This window comes from Streptomyces sp. NBC_00483, assembly GCF_036013745.1.
GTDB lineage: Bacteria > Actinomycetota > Actinomycetes > Streptomycetales > Streptomycetaceae > Streptomyces.
Window position 1 is genome coordinate 6,146,392 of the sequence record NZ_CP107880.1, and the last position, 25,579, is coordinate 6,171,970.

The window sequence follows — 25,579 nt, forward strand, 5'->3', positions numbered from 1 at the left end:
TCGCTATGTGTACACAGTGCCGCGCTCAGCACTCGTCCCGATCCCCCGCCTTCCCGTAGCGGCGGAAGTCCGCGGTGTCCACGGTCCAGGGGCCGAAGGGGACCGTGTCGCCGTAGATGTACGGCTCCTTCGAGAGGTAGCGGCTGTTCGCGGGGTCGGAGTGGACCTCGATGGTGCCCGTGCGCGGGTCGACGATCAGGTAGTGCTCGATGCCCATCGCCGGGTAGTCGGCGAGCTTGTCGCGGTAGTCGTTGTCGGGGTTGGACGGGGAGACGATCTCGATGGCCGCCAGCACCTGCGAGGCGTCGACCGCGAGGCCTTCCTCGTCAAGTGAGCCTTCGGGGAGCACGACCGCGTCGGGGCGCCGCATTCTGCCGAGGGCCGGGTGTTCGATCTCCGGGCCGTTCTCGCAGACGTAGCCGGGGTGGGTGGCCGGAAGCTGTGTGTTGAGCTGGTTGCGGATGCGCCGGATCGTCCCCTCATGGCGCTTCGAGGGGCTCATCATCGCCAGTATCGGACCGGAGGAGCTGATCTCGACGCTCCAGGAACCCTCAAGGTGCTCCGCGTACTCGGCCAGCTCCTCGGCGATCGCGCGCATCTTGGCGTAGTCCATGTGTCCACGGTAGCCGCGCCACCCGCTCCGTCGCCCCCGCGCCCGCGACTCACCTCGTTCGGGTGACCCAGCGAGCGGCCCCCGGTCACCGCAGGTCCAATGGCCCCAAGGCCCGCCCCCGCACCGCCCCCTGGAGGACCCTGATGCGCCTCGGCCTGCGTACCGGCGCCCTGGCCGCCGCCCTGGTGCTGGCCGTGCCCTGGCTGGCGTCCTGCGGGGCCACGGCCACCGAGTCGGGTGTCGTGCGGGCCAAGTGGGGTGACCCGCAGAACCCGCTCGAGCCCGCGAACACCAACGAGGTCAACGGCGGCAAGGTCCTCGACATGATCTTCCGGGGACTCAAGATCTACAACCCCGACACCGCCGAGCCCGAGTACGCCGTCGCCAAGTCGATCAGCAGCGACGACGCGCAGAACTTCAAGGTCACCCTGAAGGACGGCTGGAAGTTCGCGGACGGCACGAAGGTCACCTCGCAGTCCTTCGTGGACGCCTGGAACTACGCCGCCTACCTGCCGAACGCGCAGATCGGCGCCGACTTCTTCGGCTACATCGACGGGTACGACAAGCTCCACCCGGTCAAGGGCAAGCCCAGCGCCAAGAAGCTCTCCGGGCTCAAGGTCGTCGACGATCTGCACTTCACCATCAAGCTCAACCAGAAGTTCTCGCTCTTCCCCGACATGCTCGGCTACGCCGCCTTCTCCCCGCTGCCGAAGAAGTTCTTCACCGACCACGACGAGTGGCTGGAGAAGCCGTTCGGCAACGGCCCGTACGCGGTGACGGACTACGAGCGCGGCGGCCGCATGAAGCTGCGGCTCAATGATCAGTACAACGGCACCAAGCCGCGCAACAAGGGCGTCGACCTGCTCGTCTACACCGACGACAACACCGCGTACACCGATGTCGTGGCCGGCCAGCTCGACGTGACCGACGCCGTGCCCGCCGAGCAGCTCAGCAATCTCCACAAGGACATCGACAACCGGTACATCAACACCCCGGCCGGCATCATCCAGACGCTGATGTTCCCCATGTACGACAAGGAGTGGGACACCGCCGACGCCCTCAAGGTCCGCCGTGGCATCTCGCTCGCCATCAACCGCGAGCAGATCACCGACAAGATCTTCCAGAAGACCCGGATCCCGGCCAAGGACTGGACGTCCCCGGTGCTCCGCGACGAGGGCGGCTACAACCCCGACATCTGCGGCGACCGCTGCGAGTACAACCCCAAGAAGGCCAAGCAGCTGATCGACGAGGGCGGCGGCTTCCCCGGCGGCAAGCTCGTCCTCAGCTACAACGCCGACACCGGCAACCACAAGCAGTGGATCGACGCCATCTGCAACAGCGTCAACCGGGTCATGGGCAACTCGAAGGCCTGCGTCGGCAACCCGGTGGGCACCTTCGCCGACTTCCGTACGCAGATCCAGAGCGGGAAGTTCAGTGGCCCGTTCAGGAGCGGGTGGCAGATGGATTACCCGCTGATCCAGAACTTCCTGCAGCCCGTCTACACCACAGGCGCTCCCAGCAACGACGGCAAGTGGAGCGACAAGGAGTTCGACGCGCTGATCAACAAGGCCAACGCGGACCCGGACCCGAAGAGCGCGATCAAGGACTTCCAGGACTCCGAGCGGATCCTCGCCGAGCAGCTGCCCGCGATCCCGCTCTGGTACCAGAACGGCACCGCCGTCTACGGCACCCGCGTGCACGACGTGAAGCTCAACCCCTTCAGCGTGCCGGTCTTCGAGGAGATGACCGTCGATGACTGAGTCCGTAAGCCGATCCGTGGACCCGAGGGAGGTGCCGTGGGGCGCTATGTGATCCGTCGGCTGCTGCAGATGATCCCGGTGTTCATCGGCACCACGCTGCTGATCTTCCTCATGGTCAACGTCATGGGCGACCCGACCGCGGCGCTCTGCGGCGACAAGGCCTGCGACCCGGCCACCCAGGCGGCGCTGCGCGAGCAGTTCAACCTCGACAAGCCGCTGGTGCAGCAGTACCTGATCTACCTCGGCAACATCTTCCAGGGCGACTTCGGCACCGCCTTCAACGGGGACTCCGTAGCCGACCTGATGCTGCGCGCCTACCCCGTGACCATCAAGCTGACGTTCGTGGCGATCGTCTTCGAGATCGTCATCGGCATCGGCCTCGGCGTCATCACGGGTCTGCGCCGCGGCAAGCCCATCGACACGGGCGTCCTCGTCCTGACCCTGGTCGTGATCTCCGTGCCGACGTTCGTGACCGGGCTCGTCGCCCAGCTCCTGTTCGGCATGCAGTGGGGGATCGTCAAGCCCTCGGTGGCGTACGAGGCTCCGCTGGCCGAGCTGATCCTGCCGGGCCTCGTCCTCGCCTCGGTGTCGCTGGCGTACGTCACCCGCCTGACCCGCACGTCCGTCGCCGAGAACGCCCGCTCCGACTACGTCCGCACCGCCGTCGCCAAGGGCCTGCCCCGGCGCCGCATCATCTGGCGGCACCTGCTGCGCAACTCGCTGATCCCGGTGGTCACCTTCATCGGTACGGACATCGGCGCGCTGATGGGCGGCGCCATCGTGACCGAGCGGATCTTCAACATCCGCGGCGTCGGCTACCAGCTCTACCAGGGCATCCTGCACCAGTCCTCGCCGACCGTGGTCGGCTTCGTGACCGTCCTGGTGATCGTCTTCCTGCTCGCCAACCTCATCGTCGACCTGCTCTACGCCGTCCTTGACCCGAGGATCCGCTATGCCTGAGCCCGTCACCCCGGTCACCGTCGAGGCCCAGCTCACGCCCGGCACGCCCGAGGGCGGCGGCGCCGAGGGGCCCGCGCGCTCACTGTGGTCGGACGCCTGGCGCTCGCTGCGCCGCAACCCCGTCTTCATCGTCTCGGCGCTGATCATCCTGTTCCTGGTGATCGTCGCGATCTGGCCGCAGCTCCTCGCGGGCGGCGACCCCAACGACTGCGACCTCGCCCACGGCCAGGACACCGCCACCTCGGGACACCCCTTCGGCTACGACGCCCAGGGCTGCGACGTCTATACGCGCACGGTCCACGGGGCGCGGGCCTCGATCACTGTCGGCGTGTGCGCCACGGCGGGCGTCGCGCTGCTCGGCGGGATCCTGGGCGCGCTCGCCGGCTTCTTCGGACGGTGGGCGGACGCCCTGCTGTCCCGCGTCGCCGACGTCTTCTTCGGCATCCCGGTCATCCTCGGCGGCCTCGTCCTGCTGTCGGTCGTGACATCGACGACGGTGTGGCCGGTGGTCGGCTTCATCGTGCTGCTCGGCTGGCCGCAGATCTCCCGCATCGCGCGCGGCTCCGTCATCACGGTCAAGGAGAACGACTACGTGCACGCCGCTCGCACGCTCGGCGCCTCCAACTCCCGCATCCTGCTGCGCCACATCCTGCCGAATGCCATCGCCCCGGTGATCGTCGTCGCGACCATCGCGCTCGGCACGTACATCGCCCTTGAGGCGACGCTCTCGTTCCTCGGCGTCGGCCTCAAGCCACCGGCGGTCTCCTGGGGCATCGACATCTCCAACGCCGCCCCGTACATCCGCAACGCCCCGCACATGCTGCTGTACCCGGCGGGAGCGCTGGCCCTCACGGTGCTCGCGTTCATCATGCTCGGCGACGCGGTGCGCGACGCCCTCGACCCCAAGCTGAGGTAGCGCCCATGCCCTTGCTCGAAGTACGCGATCTGCACGTCGAGTTCCGTACGCGCGACGGAGTCGCCAAGGCGGTCAACGGCGTCAACTACACCGTCGACGAGGGTGAGACGCTCGCCGTGCTCGGGGAGTCCGGCTCCGGCAAGTCCGTCACCGCGCAGGCCGTCATGGGCATCCTCGACATGCCGCCGGGCCGGATCGCCGGCGGCGAGATCCTCTTCAAGGGCAAGGATCTGCTGAACCTCAAAGAAGAGGAGCGGCGGAAGATCCGTGGCGCCGAGATGGCGATGATCTTCCAGGACGCGCTCTCCTCGCTGAACCCCGTGCTCACGGTGGGGGAGCAGCTCGGCGAGATGTTCATCGTCCACAAGGGGATGTCGAAGAAGGACGCGCGGGCCAGGGCCGTCGAGCTGATGGACCGGGTGCGCATCCCGGCGGCGAAGGAGCGGGTGAGCCAGTACCCGCACCAGTTCTCCGGCGGCATGCGACAACGCATCATGATCGCGATGGCGCTCGCCCTCGAACCCTCCCTGATCATCGCGGACGAGCCGACGACCGCCCTCGATGTCACCGTGCAGGCCCAGGTCATGGACCTCCTCGCCGAGCTTCAGCGCGAGCTCAACATGGGGCTCATCCTCATCACCCACGACCTCGGGGTCGTCGCCGACGTCGCCGACAAGATCGCCGTGATGTACGCGGGCCGGATCGTCGAGCAGGCGCCGGTGCACGAGATCTACAAGGCGCCCGCCCACCCGTACACCAAGGGCCTCCTCGAGTCGATCCCGCGCCTCGACCAGAAGGGCCAGGAGCTCTTCGCCATCAAGGGGCTCCCGCCGAACCTGATGAACATCCCGCCCGGCTGCGCCTTCAACCCCCGCTGCCCGATGGCCCGGGACGTGTGCCGCACGGACGTACCGCCGCTCGCCCAGGTCTCCGAAGAACGCCGCAGCGCCTGCCACTTCTGGAAGGAGACCCTCGATGCCGCAACACGGTAAACACGTGAGCAAGGACGACCTGAAGCGCGAGGGCAGGATCGCCGAGCACCTCCTCCACAAGGCGCAGGCCGAGAACGACTACGCGGAGAACGGCTCGGTCTCGGGGCACGAACCGCTCCTCCAGGTGCGCGGCCTGACCAAGCACTACCCGCTCACCCGGGGCGTCCTCGTCCAGAAGCAGGTCGGCTCGGTGAAGGCCGTCGACGGGGTGGACTTCGACCTCGGGCAGGGCGAGACGCTCGGCATCGTGGGGGAGTCCGGCTGCGGCAAGTCGACGGTCGCGAAGATGCTGGTGAACCTGGAACGGCCGACCGCCGGCGTCATCACGTACAAGGGCGAGGACATCACCACGCTGTCCGGCCGCGCCCTGAAGGCGGTCCGCCGCAACATCCAGATGGTCTTCCAGGACCCGTACACGTCGCTCAACCCCCGTATGACGGTCGGCGACATTATCGGGGAGCCGTACGAGATCCATCCCGAGGTGGCCCCGAAGGGCGACCGCAGGAAGAAGGTCCAGGACCTCCTCGACGTCGTCGGGCTCAACCCGGAGTACATCAACCGGTACCCGCACCAGTTCTCCGGCGGCCAGCGTCAGCGCATCGGCATCGCGCGCGGTCTCGCGCTGCGACCCGAGATCATCGTCGCGGACGAGCCGGTGTCCGCGCTCGACGTGTCGGTCCAGGCGCAGGTCATCAACCTGATGGACCGGCTCCAGAACGAGTTCGACCTGAGCTATGTGTTCATCGCGCACGACCTGTCGATCGTCCGGCACATCTCCGACCGGGTGGGCGTGATGTACCTCGGCCGCATCGTCGAGATCGGTTCGGACGCCGAGATCTACGACCACCCGACGCACCCCTATACGCAGGCGCTGCTCTCCGCGGTGCCGGTGCCCGACCCGGAGGCGCGCGAGGGCCGGGAGCGGATCATCCTCTCCGGTGACGTGCCCTCTCCGGCCAACCCGCCGTCCGGCTGCCGGTTCCGTACGCGCTGCTGGAAGGCGCAGCAGAAGTGCACGGACGAGGTGCCGCTGCTCGCCGTGCCGGAGGTCTTCCGGGGCGGCGACACCCCGGCGAGCCACCCGTCGGCCTGCCACTTCGCCGAAGAGAAGCAGGTCGTGCCGACGGAGTAGTCGTGCCCACCGATGAGCTGACCGACGGGTCTTTACACGCAGGCAATCCGGTCGACGCGGTGCCGATATGTGACCGGGCCAGAGTGTCTCTTGTACGGCCGTGCGGGTGCCGTGAGCCGGGCCGGAGCGCATTGCGCTCCGGCCCGGTTGCCGTGCGCTACAGCCCCAACGACCGCTTCAGGAAGTCGACCTGGAGCAGCAGCAGATTCTCGGCGACCTGCTCCTGGGGCGTCATGTGGGTCACGCCGGACAGCGGGAGCACCTCGTGCGGGCGGCCGTCCGCGAGCAGCGCGGAGGACAGCCGCAGGGCGTGCGCCACGACCACGTTGTCGTCCGCGAGCCCGTGCACGATGAGCATCGGACGGTGCTGCTCGGCGGCCTCCGTGAGCCCGTCGTCGGTCACCAGGGAGCTCTTCGCGTACGTCTCCGGGGAGGTGGCCGGGTCGCCCAGGTAGCGCTCCGTGTAGTGCGTGTCGTACAGCCGCCAGTCCGTGACCGGGGCGCCCGCGATGCCCGCGTGGAAGACGTCGGGGCGGCGCAGCACGGCGAGCGCCGCCAGGTAGCCGCCGTAACTCCAGCCGCGCATCGCGACCTTGGAGAGGTCGAGCGGGAACCGGTCTGCCAGCGCGTACAGCGCAGTGACCTGGTCGTCGAGGGTGAGCGTGAAGTCGCCGTGGATCGACTTCTCGCGGCCCGGCGAGACACCGGGCGTGCCCCGGCCGTCCGCGACGATCACCGCGAAGCCCTGGTCGGCGAACCACTGCGAGGTCAGATGCGGGTTGTGGGCGGCCACGACGCGCTGCCCGTGCGGGCCGCCGTACGGATCCATGAGGACCGGCAGCGGACCGTCCCCCTCCTCGTAAGAGGAGGGCAGGAGAACGGCGCACGGGATGCCCGCGGCCTCCGTGAGTGTCACGCGCGGGGTGAGCAGCGGGCGGTCGGCGTGCGAGGTGATGTCGGTGACGTGCTTCCCCTCGCGCTCCACGCGCGCCCGTGCGCCGGGTGAGTCCGGTGTCGACGAGACGAGGACGGTGACGGCGCCGTCCCCGGAGCGGACCGCGGAGTGCGCGCCGGGCTCCATGGAGACGCGCTGCATCCCGAGCTCGTTGACCCGGTAGACGTGCACCTCGCCGGTCTCGGGCGACTCGGCGTCGACCCCGGCGGATGCGGAGACGAGCACGTCGTTCTCGCCCACGTCGAGCACCGCGCGGACGTGCAGCTGGGGCCCGGTCAGCGGTCGCTCGCCCACCGCGAGGACCCGCGCGCCGCCCTCGTCGGCGATCCGCACGAGCTGCCCGCTCGGCGACCAGCACGGCACACCGGGCAGCAGCTCGAGCCACGCGTCGTCCTCGTCGGCGTGCACCATCCGCGTCGATCCGTCGTCCGTGTTCACCGCGAGGTAGAGCGCGCTGCGCTGGTCGCGGGCCTGGACCAGGAGCAGCGGGGCGCCGTCCGCCGACCAGTGCACACGGGCCAGGTACGGGTACGCCTTGCGGTCCCACGTCACCTCGGTGCGGTTGCCTTCGAGGTCGTACGCGAAGAGGCGCACGTCGGCGTTGGGCGTCCCGGCGCGGGGGTAGGCGACGCGGGCCGGCTCCCGGTCCGGGTGCGCGGGGTCGGCGATCCACCAGCGCCGTACGTCCGCGTCGTCGGCGCGGGCCACGAGCAGGCGGTCCGAATCGGGCGACCACCAGTGGCCGCGGTACCGGGACATCTCCTCGGCAGCGGCGAACTCCGCGAGCCCGTACGTCACGGTCCCCGACTCCGGCTCCGCGAGCGCCCGGTCGTCCTCGCCCTCCGCGCCGACGACGCGCAGCGCGCCCCGGGCGACGTACGCGATGTGCCGCCCGTCGGGGGAGGGTCGCGGGTCCAACACCGGCCCCGGTACGCGCAGTTCCCGCGCGGTGCCGACCCGCAGCTCGGCCGTGAACAGGCGCCCCGACAGGGCGAACGCGGCCAACTCGGCGGTGGCGTCCGTCGCGTAGCCCACGATGCCCGCGCCACCCTCGCGGCTGCGCTCGCGCCGGGCCCGCTCCTCGGCCGACAGGTTCTCCGCCGCCCCGCCGAGCAGGGCCACAGGGTCGGCGACCACCCGTTCCTGACCACTCACCACGTCAAGCACCCACAGCGCGTTCGCCCGATCGGTACCCGAGGAGGAACGCAGAAAGGCGACGCGCTCGCCGTCCGGCGCCACGGTGAAGGCGCGCGGCGCCCCCAACGTGAAGCGCTGAGTACGCGCGTGCTGACGGGGGAAGGTCTCGATGGTCATCCAGGCAGCCTAGGGCCCTCCTGGCGGATCCGGCTGGGTTCGGGTGGCCGTGAAGATTCGGTGCTGACAAGCGGGGTCTGGTGCGTGCAGCTGCAAGGCGGAGGAGGGCGTCAACGCGGAGCGTTGGCAACCGACGACAACGCCGCAGATGTGCGTGCCAGGGCCCGCGACTCCAGCAGGATCCGCCAGGAGGGCCCTGGGGAGAGATGACGTCCGCGCGCCCCCGTGCGCTCCCGGTCGCATCGGGTGCTCCCCGATCGCGACTCGTGCGCGGGTACGGATAGTTATGATCGTTAGCACTGTGTGGGTACGAGTCCGTCGGCGACCGGATCACTTTGGAGGAGGACCGCTGTGGCACTCTCGATCTCGGCCGTGGTGCTGTTCGCGATCATTGTCTTCATCCTGATCAAGAAGTCGGGATTGAAAGCGGGGCACGCGGTGGTGTGTGTGCTCCTGGGTTTCTACCTGGCGAGTTCGTCCATCGCTCCGACGATCAGCGAGCTGACGACGAACGTGGCGGACATGGTCGGCGGCATCAAGTTCTAAGGGTCGGCGGCATCAAGTTCCAGCCGTGTCGGTGGGGCGTTCTAGGCTGTGGGCATGACGGAAATGCCAGGTAGGCGCCTGCTCCTCGTGCATGCGCACCCCGACGACGAGTCGATCAACAATGGCGCCACCATGGCCAAGTACGCCGCCGAAGGCGCCCAGGTCACGCTGGTGACCTGCACCCTCGGCGAAGAGGGCGAGGTCATTCCGGACGAACTGGCGCATCTCGCGCCGGACCGGGAGGACATTCTCGGCCCGCACCGGATCGGCGAGTTGGCCGCCGCCATGAAGGAGCTCGGCGTCACCGACCACCGCTTCCTCGGCGGCCCCGGGCGGTTCCGCGACTCCGGAATGATGGGCGCCCCGCAGAACGAGCGGGAGGGTGCCTTCTGGTCCACGGATCTCGACGAGGCCGCGGCCCACCTCGTCGCCGTGATCCGCGAGACCCGCCCGCAGGTCCTGATCACGTACGACCCCGACGGGGGCTACGGGCACCCCGACCACATCCAGGCCCACCGCGTCGCGATGCGCGCCGCGGAGCTCGCCGCCGAGACCGCCTTCCGGCGCGACCTCGGGGAGCCGCACGCGATCGCGAAGGTCTACTGGAACCGCGTGCCGCGCACGGTCGTCGAGGAGCGGTTCCGGTGGCTCGCGGACGTGCTCGACGCCACACCCTTCGACGTCGCCGCCGTGGTGGACGACGTGCCCGGAGTCGTCGACGACGAGCGGATCGCCGCGGCGATCGACGGCCGGCCGTACGCGGAGCGGAAGGCGGCCGCGATGCGCGCGCACGCCACCCAGGTCGACGTGCCGGAGGCGGGCGCCGTCTTCGCGCTGTCCAACGGGCTCGCGCAGCCGCTGTTCGACATCGAGTACTACGAGTTGGTGCGGGGCGAGCCCGGATCGCCGTACGAGAAGGACCTGTTCGAGGGTCTTGAGGGAGTGACCGAACGATGAGCGGCGACAAGAGCGGGCGGGCCGCGGCGTCCAGCGGCAAGGCGGCTCCCGGCAAGGTGGCTCCCGGCGGGGCGACTCCCGGCGGGGCGGCGGCGCAGAGCGTCGACCTGCCCTTCGGCTTCGGCGGGTTCGGGGCCGGGCGGACGGCCGCCCTGCTTGTCCTTTTCGTCCTCGGCGCGGTCGTCGCGGTCGGCGGGGCGCTCGTCCAAGGGGGCTGGTTCCCGGGCGGGTTGCTGCTCGCGCTCGTCGGGGCGGCCGGCCTGTTCCTCGGAGGGGCGCGCCTCGCGGGAGGTCGCGCGGGGGCGGTCGCGCCCGCAGCCGGCTGGGTGCTTGCGGTGATCCTGCTCACCGCGAGCCGCCCCGAGGGCGACTTTTTGTTCGGCGCAGGACTCGGCTCGTACCTCTTCCTCCTCGGAGGGATGGCAGTCGCTGTGATGTGCGCCACCTTCTGGCTGCCCGGGCAACCACCCGCGCCCGCCGCCCGACTTGGGAAGTGACGTAGCACTTTGGGTCGTCGTGCGGCGCGTGCCGTTCCGGATTCGTCATCCGTCGCACAGTGACTTCCGGCGGCGGCCAGTATGGTGGTGCGCGCCGCCGAGCAGCCCGCGAGAGGTCGAGACGGGCGGCGGAGCCAACCGGGAGAACCTGCCTTGAGTCGTGAAACTGACAGTTCGTCCTCCGGGCCCCAGGGGCGCGGCGCTGCCGCCTACCCGTCGGGAACGCCTCCGTACGGATCGCCCGCGCAGGGCACGGCGTCAGGTGACGCCGGTCCGACGCCGCCGGGCGACCAGGGCGCCCCGGAGTCACCCAAGACCGAGACGACGCTGACGACCCGGATCCGGATCAACATCCCCGGCTCCCGGCCGATCCCGCCGGTCGTCATGCGGACGCCGATGAGCGATGTCGACGCCAATCCGGAGAGCGGCGCCGGCAAGAGAGCCGACACAGGCCCCGCGGCCCCCGCGGCCCCCGCGCCGGACGCGACGCAGGGCGGCCGCCCCGCGGCGCCCGCCTCGTACGGCGGCCCGGCGGACACGGGCTCCGCGCCCGCCGCCCCCGAGGCCTCCGCGCCCGCCGCTCCCGCGCCGCAGCGCGAGGAGAAGACGAGCGACTGGTTCGCGCCGCGCAAGCCGCGCGGCGGTGCGGGCGGCCCGGCGACCGGCGCGGTCCCGACGGTCGGCACGGGTGGCCCGGGTGCCCCCACGCCGCCCGCCCCGGGCTCCAACGGCGGCGGCCCGTCCGGCACTTCGGGCGGCCCGATGGGCGGGCCCACCGGCGGCCCCTCGGGCGGTCCGTCCGGCGGTTCCTCGGGCGGTTCCTCCGGCGGGTTCGACGTGTCCGGCGCCGTGGCGGCAGGCCCGCTCGGCGCAGGCGGCGCCCCCGGCCCCCGCGACGACCTGCCGTACTTCGCCGCCCACCAGAACCCGGGCGCACCCGACCGTGGCGACGGGCCCACCGGACCCTCGGGCCCCACCTCGGGCCCGACCCCGGGCGACGGCCCGATGGTGCCGCCCGGCGCCCCCAACCCGCCGGTCCCCGGCGCCGGTCAGTCGCCGCCGCGGATGAGCGACGACACCGCGATCCTCACGCCGCAGAAGCCTGCCCCGGAGCCGCCCGGGGGTGGCAACACCTCCAGTGGCAACGTCTCGGGTGACACGCTCACCAGCGGCATGCGGGTCGTCCCCTCGGCCGGTGGCGGCCCCAAGGCCCCCGGCGCCTCCGACCCGTTCCAGCAGGGCCCCGACGGCCCCGCGGTGCACACCCCGCCGAAGCTGCCCGACCCGGTGCCGTCCACCCCCGCGCCCAAGAAGAAGGGCCGCAACAAGCTGGTGCTGCTCGGCGCGGGCGTCGTCGGCCTGGCCGGAGTCGCGTACGGCGCGGGCCTGTTGATGAACCACTCCGATGTCCCGAAGGGCACCACCGTCGCGGGCGTCGACATCGGCGGCGGCACTCGCGACGAGGCGACCACCAAGCTGGAGAACGCCCTCGGCAAGCGCACGGAACAGGCGCTGAAGCTTCAGGTCGGCGGCAAGACCGTGGCGATGCAGCCGGCCCAGGCGGGCCTCTCCTTCGACACCGCGTCGACCGTGGCCGCGGCCGCGGGCAGCGACTACAACCCGGTCTCGGTGATCGGCTCGCTGTTCGGCAACGAGCGGGTCGTGGCCCCGGTCATGCCCGTCGACGAGGAGAAGCTCGCCGCGTCCCTGCAGCGGGCCGCAGGCGGCGCCGCGGCCTCCGGCGAGGGCACGATCAAGTTCGCGCCGGGCAAGGCCGTCCCCGTCTACGGCAAGACCGGCAAGGGGCTCGACCTCGCCCAGTCGGCCGCCGCGGTCAAGGACGCGTACAACGCGCAGATCGAGACCGGCGCGTCCGGAGCGGTCCCGCTGGCGACGTCGACGCAGAAGCCGACGATCTCGGACGCCGAGGTCGACCGGAAGATGCAGCAGTTCGCCGAGCCCGCGATGTCCGGACTGATCACGGTCAAGGCGGGCGGCGCCTCGATCCAGTTCGGCCCCGACAAGTCGCTGCCGAAGATCCTGAGCGTGCAGCCGGTCAACGGGAAGCTGGTCGAGAAGTACAACCTCCCGGAGCTCAAGAAGCTGTACGGCACGACCTTCGACGGCGTCCTCGTCACCCGCGGCACCGGCAAGAAGACGCCGGTCCAGCCCACGGACGTGGCCGCAGCCATCGGCAAGGCGCTGCTCGGCAAGACCTCCGCCGAGCGCACCGCGGAGATCCAGACGAACGCCTCGTAGCTCCGCCCGCGTCACGAGTCCCGCATGACATCCGTCATGCGGGACTCACGCTTTGCGACACTGCCGCGCACCCCCGCCCACCGGCGACGCTTACTGCCATGACGACACACGCAGCGGTCACCTTCAGCGGGGTGACGAAGACGTACGGCACCGTACGGGCGGTCGACGGCCTGGGCCTCGAACTGCACGCGGGCGAGACGGTCGCCTTGCTCGGCCCGAACGGCGCGGGCAAGTCCACCACCCTCGACCTGCTCCTCGGCCTGCGCCCCGCCGACACCGGCGAGGTCCGGGTCTTCGGCACGAGCCCCCGCGAGGCGATCACGGCGGGCCGGGTCGGCGCCATGCTGCAGAGCGGCGGCCTGATGGACGAGGTGACCGTGCGCGAACTCGTCCGGCTCGGCTGCGCCCTGCACCCGAAGCCGTACCCGGCCGACGAGGTCCTGGCCCGCGCGGGACTCACGCAGATCGCCGACCGCAAGGTCAACAAGCTCTCGGGTGGCCAGGAGCAGCGCGTCCGCTTCGCCCTCGCCACGGCCGGCGACAGCGACCTCATCGTCCTCGACGAGCCGACGACCGGCATGGACGTGAGCGCCCGGCAGGCGTTCTGGGCGACCATGCGCGAGCAGGCAGAGCAGGGCCGCACGGTGCTGTTCGCCACGCACTACCTGGAGGAGGCGGACGCGATCGCCGACCGCGTCCTCGTGCTGCACCGCGGCCGCCTCCTCGCCGACGGCACGGCCGCCGAGATCAAGGCGAAGGCCGGCGCCCGCAGGGTTTCCTTCGACCTGGAGGGCGAGATCGACGAGGCCGCGATCAAGGGCCTGCCGTTCCTCACCGGAGTGGCCGTCAGCGGACAGACCGTCCGCATCCAGTCCACCGACGCCGACGCGACCGTGCACGCGCTGTACGGGCTCGGCGTCTACCCGCGCAATCTCGAAGTCGCCGGACTCGGCCTGGAACAGGCCTTCGTGGCGATCACCGAGGCCGAGGAGGCCAAGTCGCTGTGAACAGTCTGATCAAGCTCGAACTCACCCGGGCCTTCCGCAACCGGAAGTTCCTGTTCTTCTCGGTGATCTACCCGTCCGTGCTGTTCCTGCTGATCGCGGGCCAGGCCGACACCACCACCATGGTCGACGGCACGGGCCTGAGCCTCCCCGCGTTCATGATGGTCTCGATGGCCTCCTTCGGCGCGCTCACCGCCGTCCTCATGGGCAACAGCGAGCGCATCGCGAAGGAGCGGGAGAACGGCTGGGTACGGCAGTTGAGGCTCACCACGCTGCCCGGACGCGGCTATGTCCTCGCCAAGACCGCGAGCGCCGCCGTCGTCTCGCTCCCGTCCATCGTGATCGTCTTCGTCGTGGCCGCGGCCTTCAAGGACGTACGCCTCGACGCCTGGCAGTGGCTCGCGCTCACCGGCTCGATCTGGGCCGGCAGCCTCGTCTTCGCCGCGCTCGGCGTGGCCATCGGCTATCTCGCCTCCGGCGACGCCGTCCGGCCGATCACGATGATCACGTACTTCGGCCTGTCGATCCTGGGCGGCCTGTGGATCCCGATGAGCGGATTCCCGCAATGGCTGCAGAACATCGCGGAATGGCTGCCCACGCACGCGTACGCTGCCCTCGGCCAGGCCATCGAGCTGGGTGGCGCCCCCGACGCCAAGGACGTCGCGCTGCTTGTCGCGTACTTCCTGATCTTCGCGGGCGGCGCGGCCTGGCTGTACCGGAAGGACACGTTGAAGGCGTGAGCGAGCCAGGGGAGTGGGCGGAGGCCGGCCGGGCGCCGGAGAACCGCCGCGAGTTGTTCGTGAAGCTGCTGTGGATCGGCATGTGGCTGGTCTTCCTCGGCGACCCGGTCGGCGACCTGGTGGCGGGCCACCACGGCACGGTGGGCACCGTGTTCGGCTGGTTGGGGCTCGGGGCGTTCACGCTCACGTACCTGGTCCTCGTGTTCCGGCACACGAGCCGCCCGCTCGCCCGCGCCGTCGTGCTCTCGGTGCTCGGCGTCCTGCCCGTGATCGCCGTCGTGCTCTGCCTGACGCTCGGCGAGCCCTGGCTGGTGCTCTTCGTGTACGTCTCCGTCGGCTGCGGGGCCGTGCTGCCCATGCGGCAGGCGCAGATCATGATCCTCGTGATGACCGGCGTGATGGTGGCGCTGGCCCTGCACCTCGGCGCGGGACCCGACATCGGCCTGATCGTCCCCGCGCTGCTCGGCGGCTTCTCCATGACGGGCGTACGCCGACTGGTGCGCACGACACGGGAGTTGCGCCAGGCCCGCGCCCAGGTCGCCCAGCTCGCCGCCAACGAGGAGCGCCTGCGCCTCGCCCGCGACCTGCACGACCTGCTCGGCCACTCCCTCTCGCTCATCACGCTCAAGAGCGAACTGGCCGGGCGGATGCTGCCCGACAACCCCGACAAGGCGGCCGACCAGGTCGCCGACATCGAGAAGGTCAGCCGGCAGGCCCTGGTCGACGTCCGCGAGGCCGTCAGCGGCTACCGGCGCGCCCGCCTCGCCACCGAACTCGCGGGCGCCCAGGCCGCGCTGACCGCGGCGGGCGTCGCCGCGGACGTGCCCTCCGAGGTCCCGGAGCTGCCCGAGGCGCAGGAGTCGGCGCTCGCCTGGACGCTGCGCGAGGCCGTCACCAACGTCGTACGGCACAGTGGCGCGCAGCGCTGCGTCGTCGGCGTCACCCGGCGCGAGACCCTCGAAGGGCCCCGCGTCGAACTGACCGTGGAGGACGACGGCTCGGGCCCCTCAGGGGCGCCCCGGGGCAACGGCCTCACCGGCCTCGGCGAACGCCTCACGGCGGTAGGCGGCACCCTGGAGACGGACGCGGCACGCGGCGGCGGCTTCCGCCTGGTGGCCCGGGTCCCGGCCGCCTCCGTAGGATCCGGCGCATGAGCACGATCAAGGTGTTGTTGGCCGAGGACCAGTCGATGGTGCGCGAGGCGCTGGCCGCGCTGCTCGGCCTGGAGGCGGACATCGAGGTCGTCGCGCAGGTGGCGCGCGGTGACGAGGTGGTGGCGGCCGCCCGCGCGCACGCGGTGGACGTGGCGCTCCTCGACATCGAGATGCCGGGCTGTACGGGCATCGAGGCGGCGGCCCAACTCCGCGAGGTCCTGCCGGAGTTGAAGGTCGTCGTGCTCACCACGTTCGGCCGGCCCGGCTATCTGCGCAGCGCCATGGAGGCGGGCGCGGCCGCGTTCCTGGTCAAGGACGCCCCGGCCGCGCAGCTCGCCGAGGCCGTACGGAAGGTGCTCGCGGGCGAACGCGTCATCGACCCCACGCTCGCGGCGGCGGCCCTCGCGGAGGGCGCGAATCCGCTCACCGACCGCGAACGCGAGGTGCTGCGCGCGGCGGCTGACGGCGCCACCAACGCGGAACTGGCGGCCGCCCTCCACCTGTCCCAGGGCACGGTCCGCAACTACCTGTCGGTGGCGATCCAGAAGCTGGCGGTGCGCAATCGGGCGGAGGCGGTGGCCGCCGCGCGGGAGAAGGGCTGGTTGTAGGGCTTTCTGGGGGAGGCTGTAGGGCTTCCTGAGAGAGGGCTCAGTTCAGCATCGCGCGGGCCGCCCGCGACTGCTCCCGCACCGACTCCGCCGCCGTCTCGTCGACGGCCCCGACCACGTCCGCGTACGCCTCCAGCTCCACCGCCCCGTTCACGAAGTCCCCACGGCGTACGAGGAGCTGGGCCCGCTCGTAGCGCAGTCGCGCCGGGTGCGCGGGCAGCAGCAGCGACAGCTCCACGGCCCACAGCGACACGTCGGAGCGCTCGGGCCGCGTCGCCGCCCAGGCCCGGATGTTGTTGAGGATCCGCAGGACCACGTCCAGCGGATCGGCGGGCACCAGCATCGACGGATCCAGCGGGCCGCCCGTCGCCCCCGCCACCAGCGTCTGCGCGTCGGCCCCCGTGAGCACCCGGCCCCCGTCGAACGGATCGGCCAGCACCTGCCCGTCGGTGGGACCGAAGCCGACCACGAAGTGCCCCGGCAGAGCCACCCCGCACACCGGCGCCCCGGCCCGCCGGGCCACCTCCAGCCACACCACCGACAACAGGATCGGCAGCCCTCTGCGACGCCGTACGACCTCGTGCAGGAGGGACGACTCGAGCCGCTGATAGTCGTTCGGCGTGCCGTGGAAACCGGTGCGCGCGCCGAGCAGCTCGGCGCACGCGGTGGCCCAGCCGTGCGGCGAGGCGGGCCGGTACGGCAGCCGCCCGGCGAGCTCGTCCAGCTCGATCTGAACGGCGTCCATGCCGGCCTCGTCGAGCGACGCGTCGCCCTGCGCGGCGAGCAGCAGACACAGCTGCGCGAGGTCGGGCCGCTCGGCCCGCGCCTCTTCGGCGAACCGCCGCCGCAGCTCCGTGGAACGGGGGGAAAGGTGGGGGGACATACGTGCCTCGTGCCCTTTCAGGCCGATCGATACGGCATTCGTCGACAAGGCATCAGCCGGCGTGCCGTTCCGGAGCACGGTAGTGGTGGTACGCGTGATGCGTGGCGAAACCCATGCGGTCGTAGAGGGCGCGCGCCCCCTCGTTGTCCGCCTCGACCTGGAGCCAGGCCGCCGACGCGCCCTCGTCGAGCGCCTGTCGGGCGAGCGCCGTCATCACGTCCGTGGCGAGCCCTCGACGCCGCTGCGCAGGGTCGACCTCGACGGCGGCGAACCCGGCCCACCGCCCGTCGACCACGCACCGCCCGATCGCGGCGGGCACGTCACCCTCGCCCGGCACGGTCGCGAACCACACCGAGGGCCCGGCGCACAGCACCTTCAACGCGACCTCGCTCGCTCCCTTGCGCTGGTAGCGCGCGAGCCACGCCTCGTCCGGCTCGCGGCTCAGCAGCACGTGCGGCGCGTCGGGCGCGTCCCCGATGGGCGCGAGCGCGGCGATCCGCAGCTCGGCGCTCACCTCGCGCACCCACCCGCGCTCCTCAAGACCGGCGCACAGGAGCTCCTGCGCCCCCTCGGCCCCGGTCGCCGTCTGCGCGTACGCCGGAAGGCCACGGGCCGCGTACCACTCCTGTACGTGGCTCAACGCGTCGTCGAGCGGACGCCCCGGGTCCCCCAGAGGGAGTACCGAGTTGGCCCGCCGAGTGAACCCGTCGGCGGCTCTCAGCTCCCAATCGCCGAGCCGTTCGCTCTCGATCGGCTGCCAGGCGCGCGCGGCGGCGCGAGCGAGCTCCGGATACGTGGCCGAGGGGCCGCGGCGACGGGCGGGTGCGGCGGGCACGACCTTCCCCGCGACCAGCGAGGACTCCTCGACCCGCACACCTTCACCGTTTCTCCGTGTGATGAGGAGCACACCGTCGTTCCACGATGTGAGAACACCGACCGTGTCGGTGAACTTTCGACCCGCGGAACCCTCCCCGCTCACCCGTCGTACAGAGACGCGTTTCCCCACGTCATCGCACGAAATGCGGACTTCCAGGCGTCCGCCCGCAGTGAATTCCACAGCTCGCCCCACCCCTCCTGTTCGGATCATGCCCAGGAACGGAGATACTAGAGGTGGGCATCGACGACGCCGCGCTCCCGCGCGCCAGGCGGCGGAGCCTGCGGAGGCCCGCCAGCGCCCTATCGAGGAGGAACGACAGCGTGACCTACGTCATCGCGCAGCCTTGTGTCGACGTCAAGGACAAGGCGTGCATCGAGGAGTGCCCGGTCGACTGCATCTACGAGGGCAAGCGGTCCTTGTACATCCACCCGGATGAATGCGTCGACTGTGGCGCCTGTGAGCCGGTCTGCCCGGTCGAGGCGATCTTCTACGAGGACGACACTCCTGAGGAGTGGAAGGACTACTACAAGGCGAACGTCGAGTTCTTCGACGATCTCGGTTCGCCCGGTGGTGCCTCGAAGATGGGCCTGATCGACAAGGACTACCCGTTCATCGCCGCGCTGCCGCCGCAGAACCAGTAACCGAACCCAGTAGCTTCTGAGTTCAGTACGTTCTGAGTTCAGCGGTACGCACAGGCGCTGCCCCGGTCCCGTACGGCTCTGACTGCCGTACGGGACCGAGGCATTTGTCCACCACGTCGCGAAGAGAGCCGCGTCGCGAAGAGAGCATCACGAGGAAAGCGAGCCACCCAGGTGTCCACCGTCCCGGCCCCCATCGACCGCATCCCCGCCTTCCCCTGGGACAAGCTGGAGCCGTACAAGAAGACGGCCGCGGCGCACCCGGACGGCATCGTCGACCTCTCCGTCGGCACGCCCGTCGACCCGGTGCCCGAGCTGATCCAGAAGGCGCTGGTCGACGCCGCGAACTCGCCGGGCTACCCGACGGTCTGGGGCACTCCCGAGCTGCGTGACGCGCTCGTCGGCTGGTGCGAACGCCGCCTCGGTGCCCGCGGCTTCGACCACACGAACGTCCTGCCGGTCGTCGGCTCCAAGGAACTGGTCGCCTGGCTCCCCACCCAGCTGGGTCTCGGCCCCGGCGACAAGGTCGCCTACCCGCGTCTCGCGTACCCGACGTACGAGGTGGGCGCCCGCCTGGCCCGCGCGGACTACGTCGTCTACGACGACCCGACCGAGCTGGACCCGACCGACCTGAAGCTCCTGTGGCTCAACTCCCCGTCGAACCCCACGGGTCGGGTGCTGGCCAAGGACGAGCTGAAGCGCATCGTGGACTGGGCGCGGTCGCACGGCATCCTGATCTTCTCCGACGAGTGCTACCTGGAGCTGGGCTGGGAGGCCGACCCGGTCTCGGTCCTGCACCCGGATGTCAACGGCGGTTCGCACGAGGGCCTGGTCGCGGTCCACTCGCTCTCGAAGCGCTCGAACCTGGCGGGTTACCGTGCGGCGTTCATCGCGGGCGACGCCTCGGTGCTCGGCCCGCTCCTCCAGATCCGCAAGCACGGCGGCATGATGACCTCCGCGCCGACGCAGGCGGCGGTCGTCGCGGCGCTCGGCGACGACGAGCACGTGCGGGTGCAGCGGGAGCGCTACGCGGCCCGCCGCGAGGCGCTGCGCGCGGCTCTGCTGGCCCACGGTTTCCGCATCGAGCACAGCGAGGCGAGCCTGTACCTCTGGGCCACCCGCGACGAGTCCTGCTGGGACACGGTGTCCGCCCTGGCCGACCTCGGCATCCTGGTGGCCCCCGGCGACTTCTACGGCGAGGCGGGCGCCACCTTCGTCCGCGTAGCCCTGACGGCTTCGGACGCCCGCGTAGCGGCCGCGGTGAGCCGCCTGACGTGACGGGGGCGGGGACGCCCTCCGGGCCGCCGCGGCGGTAAACCGTCTGACGTGACGGGGTACGGGGCCCGCTGCGCCGCCCTCCGGGCCGCCGCAGCGGCAACCCGCCCGACCTGACGGGGGCGGGGAGCGCGGCGTCGTTTTCTGGGATGCCGCAGCGGCAACTCGTCCGACCTGACGGGGGTGGGGGAGCGCGGCGTCGTCTTCCGGGCCGCCGCAGCGGCAACTCGTCCGACCTGACGGGAGAACGGGGCCCGCGGCGACGCCCTCCGGGACGCGGTACTTCCCCCTCGCGGCGACTCCCGCCTTTCCCGCCTTCCCGCCGCCTTTCCACTCGCCTATCTCCCACCCGCCCGCCCCCTCCGGGGGCGTCGGCCTCACGGGGTGCCGCGCAGATCCACGGGGCGCCGCCCCCGCCTTGGGCCACCGTGTCGCGCAGGCCTACGGGCGCCCGCCCCCGCCCGCTTTCCCGCCGCCTATCTCCCACCCGCCCGCCCCCTCCAGGGGCGTCGGCCCCACGGGGTGCCGCCCCCGCCTAGGGCACCCTGCCGCGCAGTCCCACGGTCGGCCGCACCCGCCTTGGGCAATCTGCCGCCTTGGGCGGCAGGGTGGGCAAGGCGGCACCCCGGTGCCGCGCAACGATGGCGATGGGCGCCGACCCCGGCAAAGCGCCGAACCCCGGTGCTGCGCAACGGAGACGACGGGACCGGCCCCGGCGAGGTGACGAACCCCGGTGCCGCGCAACGATGACGACGGGCGCCGACCCCGGCAATGCGCCAAACCCCGGTGCCGCGCACCAGTCACGCAGGCCCCGCCCACGACACGGCACAAAAACGGGGTACCGGGAGCAGAACGCTCCCGGCACCCCGTTCAGGTAAACCGGCGGTCAGCCGATCGGCAGGCCACCCAGCGAATCGGTCGGCAGACCGCCACCACCCACCGGCAGCCCACCATCGGTCGCGGTCCCGGCCGTCTCACCGAGCACGTCACCCGCGCTGCCGGCCGCGCCACCCGCGGCCTCCTGCGCGGCCGGAACGGCGGTCTTCGCGCCCGAACCCACGACCTTGCCCGCCGCCGGAACGGCCTTCTTGACGGCCTTGCCACCGGTGGAACCGGCGACACCGGTGACGTTCTGCGCCGCACCGTCGACGGTGCTGCCCACGTTCGCACCGTCCAGGGCGGTCACACCGCCCAGGTTCGACGTGGCCGGAAGGTCGACGGCGCTCGCGGAGCCGGCCGCACCGACCACGGGCGCCGCTCCTGCCGCTACGAGCAGCGCGGCACGGGCGATCCGGCGGGTCAGGGGGAGGGACATGATGCTCCTTAGACGGGAGAGAACGTTTGATGCCCGGTTGCCGTGCGGCGATCGGACGCCGTGACAACCGCCCCAGGCCCCAGGAAGGTTGCGGGTCGGAAACGTAAAGGGTTCGTAATGTGTCGCATTATCAGTTGTGGGCAGAAACGGGCAAAGTGCACGCATCGCCTACCGCTGCAGAACCCTTACAGCGCCCTGCTCGCAAGGGTCTTGGGGTCGAGCCCCCACCTCACTCGAAGGTGCCCCGCCGACGTCCACGCGGCATGATCCGCATTACCCGTTCGGGTGAGCCCGGATTACTGCCCGGTGACGATCCGAACCTCGCCGACGGACATCGAGGCCGCCGGACCCGACCGTCCGCCCCGCTGCGCGGACGACGCCTTGCGCCATTTGTCCCCGGACTCCCCGGACTCCCCGGACTCCCCGGACTCCTCGGCGGTCCACTCGCGGCCCGCGTAGGAGACGCGCTCGATGCGCAGCGCCGAGGAGTTGGCCACCGCCCACTGCGCCAGCTCCCAGCCGCGCTGCCGCTCCCCGCCCTCGGCCGAGTCGACAGTGGCGGGCACGGGAACGCGGACGGAGCTCGCGCCCGGCCCCTTCGCGGGCGCCACGTCCCGCCCGAAGTCACGGGCGAGCGCGGCCCGCACGCGCGCGGGGTCGCCGGACCGCGCGCCGTCACCACCGACCGCCCGCCCGTCGCAGGTGAGCGACGCCGCGGCGCGACCGGTCAGCGAGGCGGCCAGCAACGTGGCGTCCGGCTCGTGCTTCGCGTACGCCTGCGGATAGCCGCTGAGCTGCACGCGCTGCGCGGCCGCGGTCAGCGGGAGCCGCGAGTAGCCGGGGATCTTCGCCAGGTGCGCGTAGAACCGCTCGGACGCGTACGCCGGATCCATGATCTGGTCCGCGGTGCCCCAGCCCTTCGTGGGGCGCTGCTGGAACAGGCCGAGCGAGTCCCGGTCGCCGTGCTCGATATTGCGCAGCCCCGACTCCTGCAGCGCCGTCGCGAGGGCGATCGTGACGGCGCGCTCGGGCATCCCGCGCGAGGTGCCGACGGCGGCGATCGTCGCCGCGTTCACCGCCTGCTCGGAGGTGAATGTGTACGACGCCCCGTCCCCGTTCGCCGAAATGACCGTGCATCTCGGTTTGGAGCGGCCCCCGGTGGCGTACTGCACGGCCACGTACGTGGCCACGGCGAGCAGCACGACGACGGCCGCGCCGATACGAAGGAGGCGGCCGCGCCGGACGAGAGTGGGGGGCTCAGGCACGCGTCCAAGGTACTGGAGTCCACTGACACTCCAGCCGCCGTACGGAAACCGCACCCGTATTAGGCTCGACGTCATGGACCGCACCCCCCTTGACCTCACGCAGGACGCCGCACGCCTCACGGCGCAGTTGGTCGACTTCGCCTCGCCCAGTGGCAGCGAGAAGGAGCTCGCCGACGCGATCGACCAGGCCCTGCGGGAGCTGCCGCACCTCACGGTCGACCGGTACGGCAACAACATCGTGGCCCGGACGAACCTGGGGCACGACGAGCGGATCATCCTCGCGGGACACATCGACACGGTCCCGATCGCCGACAACGTGCCCTCGCGGCTCGACGAGAACGGCGTCCTGTGGGGCTGCGGCACCAGCGACATGAAGGCGGGCGTCGCGGTCCAGCTGCGGATCGCGCAGACGGTCCGTGAGCCCAACCGCGACCTCACGTTCGTCTTCTACGACAACGAAGAGGTCGCCGCACACCTCAACGGTCTCGGGCATGTGGCCGACGCCCACCCCGACTGGCTGGAGGGCGACTTCGCGATCCTCCTGGAGGGCACGAACGGCGACGTCGAGGGCGGCTGCCAGGGCACCCTGCGCGTCATCCTGAAGACCAAGGGCGAGCGGGCCCACTCCGCGCGCGCGTGGATGGGAAACAACGCGATCCACGCCGCGTCCCCCATCCTGGAGCGCCTCGCCTCCTACGTGCCGCGCAAGCCGGTCGTCGACGGCCTGGAGTTCCACGAGGGCCTCAACGCGGTCCGCATCGAGGGCGGCGTCGCCACCAACGTCATCCCGGACGAGTGCGCCGTCACCGTCAACTTCCGCTACGCGCCCGACCGGTCGATGGAGGAGGCCGAGCAGTTCGTCCGCGACTTCTTCGCCGGCTGCCCCATCGAGGAGATCGTCGTCGACGACCACACGGGCGGCGCGCGCCCCGGCCTCAACCACCCTGCTGCCGCCGCTTTCGTGGCCGCGGTGGGCGGCGAGGTGCGCCCCAAGTTCGGCTGGACCGACGTCTCCCGGTTCAGTGCCCTCGGCGTCCCCGCGGTGAACTACGGCCCCGGCAACCCGATCTTCGCGCACAAGATCGACGAGCGGGTCGACACCTCGCTCATCCTGGAGGGCGAGAGGCGCCTGGCCGCCTGGCTCACGGCTTCCTGACACCTGGCTTCCTGATACTCGGCTTCCCGATACGCCGAGGTCCCGCGCCCGTAACCCGCGTAGACCTACCCTTGCTCTACGTAAGTGCGTGATACCTGCGCAGGAAGGGAGCAGACGATGAGCAACCCGGAGGGCAAGCGACGTCCTGTGGAGCAGCGGACGGGGCCGGTGGTCCGGCGCCGTGATCAGGTGCAGCCAGGGACGAGCGACCAACGTCTGCTCGACACCGAAGGCCCCTCGGGGTGGGTGCACACCGACCCGTGGCGGGTCCTGCGCATCCAGTCCGAGTTCATCGAGGGCTTCGGCACACTCGCCGAACTGCCGCCCGCGATCAGCGTGTTCGGCTCGGCGCGCACCCCGGAGGACTCCCCGGAGTACGCGGCGGGCGTCGCCATCGGCAAGGCCCTGGTGGAGGCCGGCTTCGCGGTGATCACCGGCGGTGGCCCCGGCGCCATGCAGGCGGCCAACCAGGGCGCCGTGGAGGCCAAGGGCACCTCGGTCGGTCTCGGCATCGAGCTGCCCTTCGAGCAGGGCCTCAACCCGTACGTCGACCTGGGCCTGAACTTCCGCTACTTCTTCGTACGGAAGACGATGTTCGTGAAGTACGCCCAGGGCTTCGTGGTGCTCCCCGGCGGCCTCGGCACGCTGGACGAGCTCTTCGAGGCGCTCACCCTCGTGCAGACCACGAAGGTGACGCGCTTCCCGATCGTCCTGTTCGGTTCGCAGTACTGGAGCGGCCTGGTCGACTGGCTGAAGAACACGGTGATCGCCCAGGGCAAGGCCTCGGAGGCGGACCTGCTGCTGTTCCACATCACGGACGACGTGGAGGAGGCGATCACACTGGTCACCAAGGAGACCGGTAAGTAGTCGCCCTCAATAAGGCTGCTACGCGAGTCCCCGGCGGGCGACCGCCGGGGGCCGGTGGCCCGCGATGGACGCCACCATGTCCAACACCTGCCGCGTCTCGGCGACTTCGTGCACCCGGTAGACCTGCGCCCCGAGCCACGCCGATACCGCGGTCGTGGCCAGCGTCCCGATGACGCGCTCCTTGACCGGCTTGTCGAGGGTCTCGCCGACGAAGTCCTTGTTGGACAGCGAGACGAGCACCGGCCACCCGGTGTCGACCATCTCCGGAAGCCGCCGCGTCGCCTCCAGGGAGTGCCGCGTGTTCTTCCCGAAGTCGTGTCCGGGGTCGATCAGCACGGACTCGCGCGGCACCCCGAGGGCGACGGCCCGCTCGGCGTATCCGACCGTCACGTCCAGGATGTCCGCCATCACGTCCTCGTACGTCACCCGGTGCGGACGCGTGCGGGGCTCGGCGCCGCCCGCGTGCGTGCACACGAGGCCCACCTTGTGGCGCGCCGCGACCTCCGCGAGCTTCGGGTCGACACCGCCCCACGCGTCGTTGAGCAGATCCGCGCCCACTTCGCACACGGCGTCGCCGACCTCGTGCCGCCAGGTGTCGACGCTGATGATCACGTCGGGGAAGCGGCGTCGCACTTCGGCGACGAAGCCGACGGTCCGCCGCGCCTCCTCCTCGGCGGTGACCTCCTCGCCGGGGCCGGCCTTCACCCCGCCGATGTCCACGATCATGGCGCCCTCGGACACCGCCTGCTCGACGCGGGCGAGCGCGGGCTCGTCGCGGAACGTGGCGCCCTGGTCGTAGAAGGAGTCCGGGGTCCGGTTCACGATTGCCATGATCACCGGCTCGTGCTCACCGAATTCGTGCTGGCCCAGCCTGAGCATCCCCTGTGACTCTCCTT

Annotated in this window: 24 protein-coding genes; 17 read left to right on the forward strand and 7 right to left on the reverse strand. The window is 71.1% G+C overall.

The genetic code is table 11. The annotated features are described in order from the left end of the window. Positions 1-25: 25 nt before the first annotated feature. A complete protein-coding gene (locus OHA73_RS27690; protein ID WP_327656401.1) occupies positions 26-613 on the reverse strand; it encodes a Uma2 family endonuclease in 588 nt (195 codons plus the stop codon). Positions 614-756: 143 nt separating this feature from the next. Here OHA73_RS27690 and OHA73_RS27695 point away from each other — a divergent pair, with 143 nt between their 5' ends. Genes OHA73_RS27695 through OHA73_RS27715 form a run of 5 tightly spaced genes read left to right on the forward strand, consistent with a single transcriptional unit; the run spans position 757 to position 6,373 of the window. Beyond that, positions 757-2,373, forward strand: a complete 1,617-nt coding sequence (locus OHA73_RS27695; RefSeq protein ID WP_267069345.1) for a peptide ABC transporter substrate-binding protein — start codon at positions 757-759, stop codon at positions 2,371-2,373. A gap of 36 nt (positions 2,374-2,409) precedes the next feature. Further along, entirely contained in the window at positions 2,410-3,333 is a 924-nt protein-coding gene (locus tag OHA73_RS27700) for an ABC transporter permease (RefSeq protein WP_266713724.1), read from the forward strand. Then, positions 3,326-4,249, forward strand: coding sequence for an ABC transporter permease (locus OHA73_RS27705; protein ID WP_327656402.1), 924 nt, complete (start codon positions 3,326-3,328; stop codon positions 4,247-4,249). Before OHA73_RS27700 ends, OHA73_RS27705 begins: the two co-directional genes overlap by 8 nt. A 5-nt stretch (positions 4,250-4,254) precedes the next feature. Beyond that, a complete protein-coding gene (locus tag OHA73_RS27710; RefSeq protein ID WP_327656403.1) occupies positions 4,255-5,241 on the forward strand; it encodes an ABC transporter ATP-binding protein in 987 nt (328 codons plus the stop codon). Beyond that, positions 5,225-6,373 (forward strand): ABC transporter ATP-binding protein, encoded by a 1,149-nt coding sequence (locus OHA73_RS27715; RefSeq protein WP_327656404.1) that lies wholly within the window; start codon positions 5,225-5,227, stop codon positions 6,371-6,373. The genes OHA73_RS27710 and OHA73_RS27715 overlap by 17 nt, the downstream gene beginning before the upstream one ends. Before the next feature lie 157 nt (positions 6,374-6,530). On the opposite strand, the gene OHA73_RS27720 is transcribed toward OHA73_RS27715, so the two are convergent. Continuing rightward, entirely contained in the window at positions 6,531-8,642 is a 2,112-nt protein-coding gene (locus OHA73_RS27720) for a S9 family peptidase (protein ID WP_327656405.1), read from the reverse strand. 351 nt (positions 8,643-8,993) lie between these two features. Here OHA73_RS27720 and OHA73_RS27725 point away from each other — a divergent pair, with 351 nt between their 5' ends. The 8 genes from OHA73_RS27725 (at position 8,994) to OHA73_RS27760 (ending at position 16,407) form a co-directional block, all read left to right on the forward strand. Continuing rightward, positions 8,994-9,188 carry a hypothetical protein gene (locus OHA73_RS27725; RefSeq protein WP_266713734.1) on the forward strand — a complete coding sequence of 65 codons (195 nt, stop codon included), beginning with the start codon at positions 8,994-8,996 and terminating at the stop codon, positions 9,186-9,188. Between the two features lie 54 nt (positions 9,189-9,242). After that, complete coding sequence (gene mshB, locus OHA73_RS27730) at positions 9,243-10,145, forward strand: N-acetyl-1-D-myo-inositol-2-amino-2-deoxy-alpha-D-glucopyranoside deacetylase (RefSeq protein WP_327656406.1); 903 nt, start codon at positions 9,243-9,245, stop codon at positions 10,143-10,145. After that, positions 10,142-10,642, forward strand: coding sequence for a DUF6113 family protein (locus OHA73_RS27735; protein ID WP_327656407.1), 501 nt, complete (start codon positions 10,142-10,144; stop codon positions 10,640-10,642). The genes mshB and OHA73_RS27735 overlap by 4 nt, the downstream gene beginning before the upstream one ends. A gap of 153 nt (positions 10,643-10,795) precedes the next feature. Continuing rightward, on the forward strand, positions 10,796-12,901 hold the full coding sequence (locus OHA73_RS27740) for a hypothetical protein (RefSeq protein WP_327656408.1): 2,106 nt from the start codon (positions 10,796-10,798) through the stop codon (positions 12,899-12,901). 98 nt (positions 12,902-12,999) lie between these two features. Further along, positions 13,000-13,908, forward strand: coding sequence for an ABC transporter ATP-binding protein (locus tag OHA73_RS27745; protein ID WP_327656409.1), 909 nt, complete (start codon positions 13,000-13,002; stop codon positions 13,906-13,908). Further along, on the forward strand, positions 13,905-14,645 hold the full coding sequence (locus OHA73_RS27750) for an ABC transporter permease (RefSeq protein ID WP_266713744.1): 741 nt from the start codon (positions 13,905-13,907) through the stop codon (positions 14,643-14,645). Before OHA73_RS27745 ends, OHA73_RS27750 begins: the two co-directional genes overlap by 4 nt. Positions 14,646-14,725: 80 nt before the next feature. After that, a complete protein-coding gene (locus OHA73_RS27755; RefSeq protein ID WP_267072798.1) occupies positions 14,726-15,799 on the forward strand; it encodes a sensor histidine kinase in 1,074 nt (357 codons plus the stop codon). Next, positions 15,796-16,407 (forward strand): response regulator transcription factor, encoded by a 612-nt coding sequence (locus OHA73_RS27760; protein ID WP_266713746.1) that lies wholly within the window; start codon positions 15,796-15,798, stop codon positions 16,405-16,407. The genes OHA73_RS27755 and OHA73_RS27760 overlap by 4 nt, the downstream gene beginning before the upstream one ends. Before the next feature lie 40 nt (positions 16,408-16,447). Here OHA73_RS27760 and OHA73_RS27765 read toward each other — a convergent pair whose 3' ends face one another. Both OHA73_RS27765 and OHA73_RS27770 read right to left on the reverse strand, forming a co-directional pair. Beyond that, positions 16,448-17,290 carry a transglutaminase-like domain-containing protein gene (locus tag OHA73_RS27765; RefSeq protein ID WP_266713748.1) on the reverse strand — a complete coding sequence of 281 codons (843 nt, stop codon included), beginning with the start codon at positions 17,288-17,290 and terminating at the stop codon, positions 16,448-16,450. Between the two features lie 52 nt (positions 17,291-17,342). Next, positions 17,343-18,347 carry a GNAT family N-acetyltransferase gene (locus tag OHA73_RS27770; RefSeq protein WP_267069335.1) on the reverse strand — a complete coding sequence of 335 codons (1,005 nt, stop codon included), beginning with the start codon at positions 18,345-18,347 and terminating at the stop codon, positions 17,343-17,345. A gap of 140 nt (positions 18,348-18,487) precedes the next feature. Here OHA73_RS27770 and fdxA point away from each other — a divergent pair, with 140 nt between their 5' ends. Further along, entirely contained in the window at positions 18,488-18,808 is a 321-nt protein-coding gene (fdxA, locus tag OHA73_RS27775; RefSeq protein ID WP_266713752.1) for a ferredoxin, read from the forward strand. Between the two features lie 171 nt (positions 18,809-18,979). Further along, complete coding sequence (locus tag OHA73_RS27780) at positions 18,980-20,083, forward strand: bifunctional succinyldiaminopimelate transaminase/glutamate-prephenate aminotransferase (RefSeq protein WP_327656410.1); 1,104 nt, start codon at positions 18,980-18,982, stop codon at positions 20,081-20,083. A gap of 883 nt (positions 20,084-20,966) precedes the next feature. Here the strand turns inward: OHA73_RS27780 and OHA73_RS27785 are convergent. Both OHA73_RS27785 and OHA73_RS27790 read right to left on the reverse strand, forming a co-directional pair. Then, on the reverse strand, positions 20,967-21,395 hold the full coding sequence (locus tag OHA73_RS27785; RefSeq protein WP_266713754.1) for an ATP-binding protein: 429 nt from the start codon (positions 21,393-21,395) through the stop codon (positions 20,967-20,969). 296 nt (positions 21,396-21,691) lie between these two features. Beyond that, entirely contained in the window at positions 21,692-22,660 is a 969-nt protein-coding gene (locus OHA73_RS27790) for a heavy metal transporter (RefSeq protein WP_267069334.1), read from the reverse strand. Between the two features lie 73 nt (positions 22,661-22,733). On the opposite strand from OHA73_RS27790, the gene dapE reads away from it, so the two are divergent. Together dapE and OHA73_RS27800 are read left to right on the forward strand one after the other, a co-directional pair. Then, the gene (gene dapE, locus OHA73_RS27795) at positions 22,734-23,816 is read left to right on the forward strand and encodes a succinyl-diaminopimelate desuccinylase (protein ID WP_327656411.1); all 1,083 of its coding nucleotides are present in this window, start codon (positions 22,734-22,736) and stop codon (positions 23,814-23,816) included. 117 nt (positions 23,817-23,933) lie between these two features. Then, entirely contained in the window at positions 23,934-24,683 is a 750-nt protein-coding gene (locus OHA73_RS27800; RefSeq protein ID WP_266713760.1) for a TIGR00730 family Rossman fold protein, read from the forward strand. Positions 24,684-24,701: 18 nt separating this feature from the next. Here the strand turns inward: OHA73_RS27800 and folP are convergent, their stop codons facing one another. After that, positions 24,702-25,562: a dihydropteroate synthase gene (gene folP, locus OHA73_RS27805; RefSeq protein WP_267069332.1), complete on the reverse strand. Its 861-nt coding sequence runs from the start codon at positions 25,560-25,562 to the stop codon at positions 24,702-24,704. Positions 25,563-25,579: the final 17 nt, after the last annotated feature.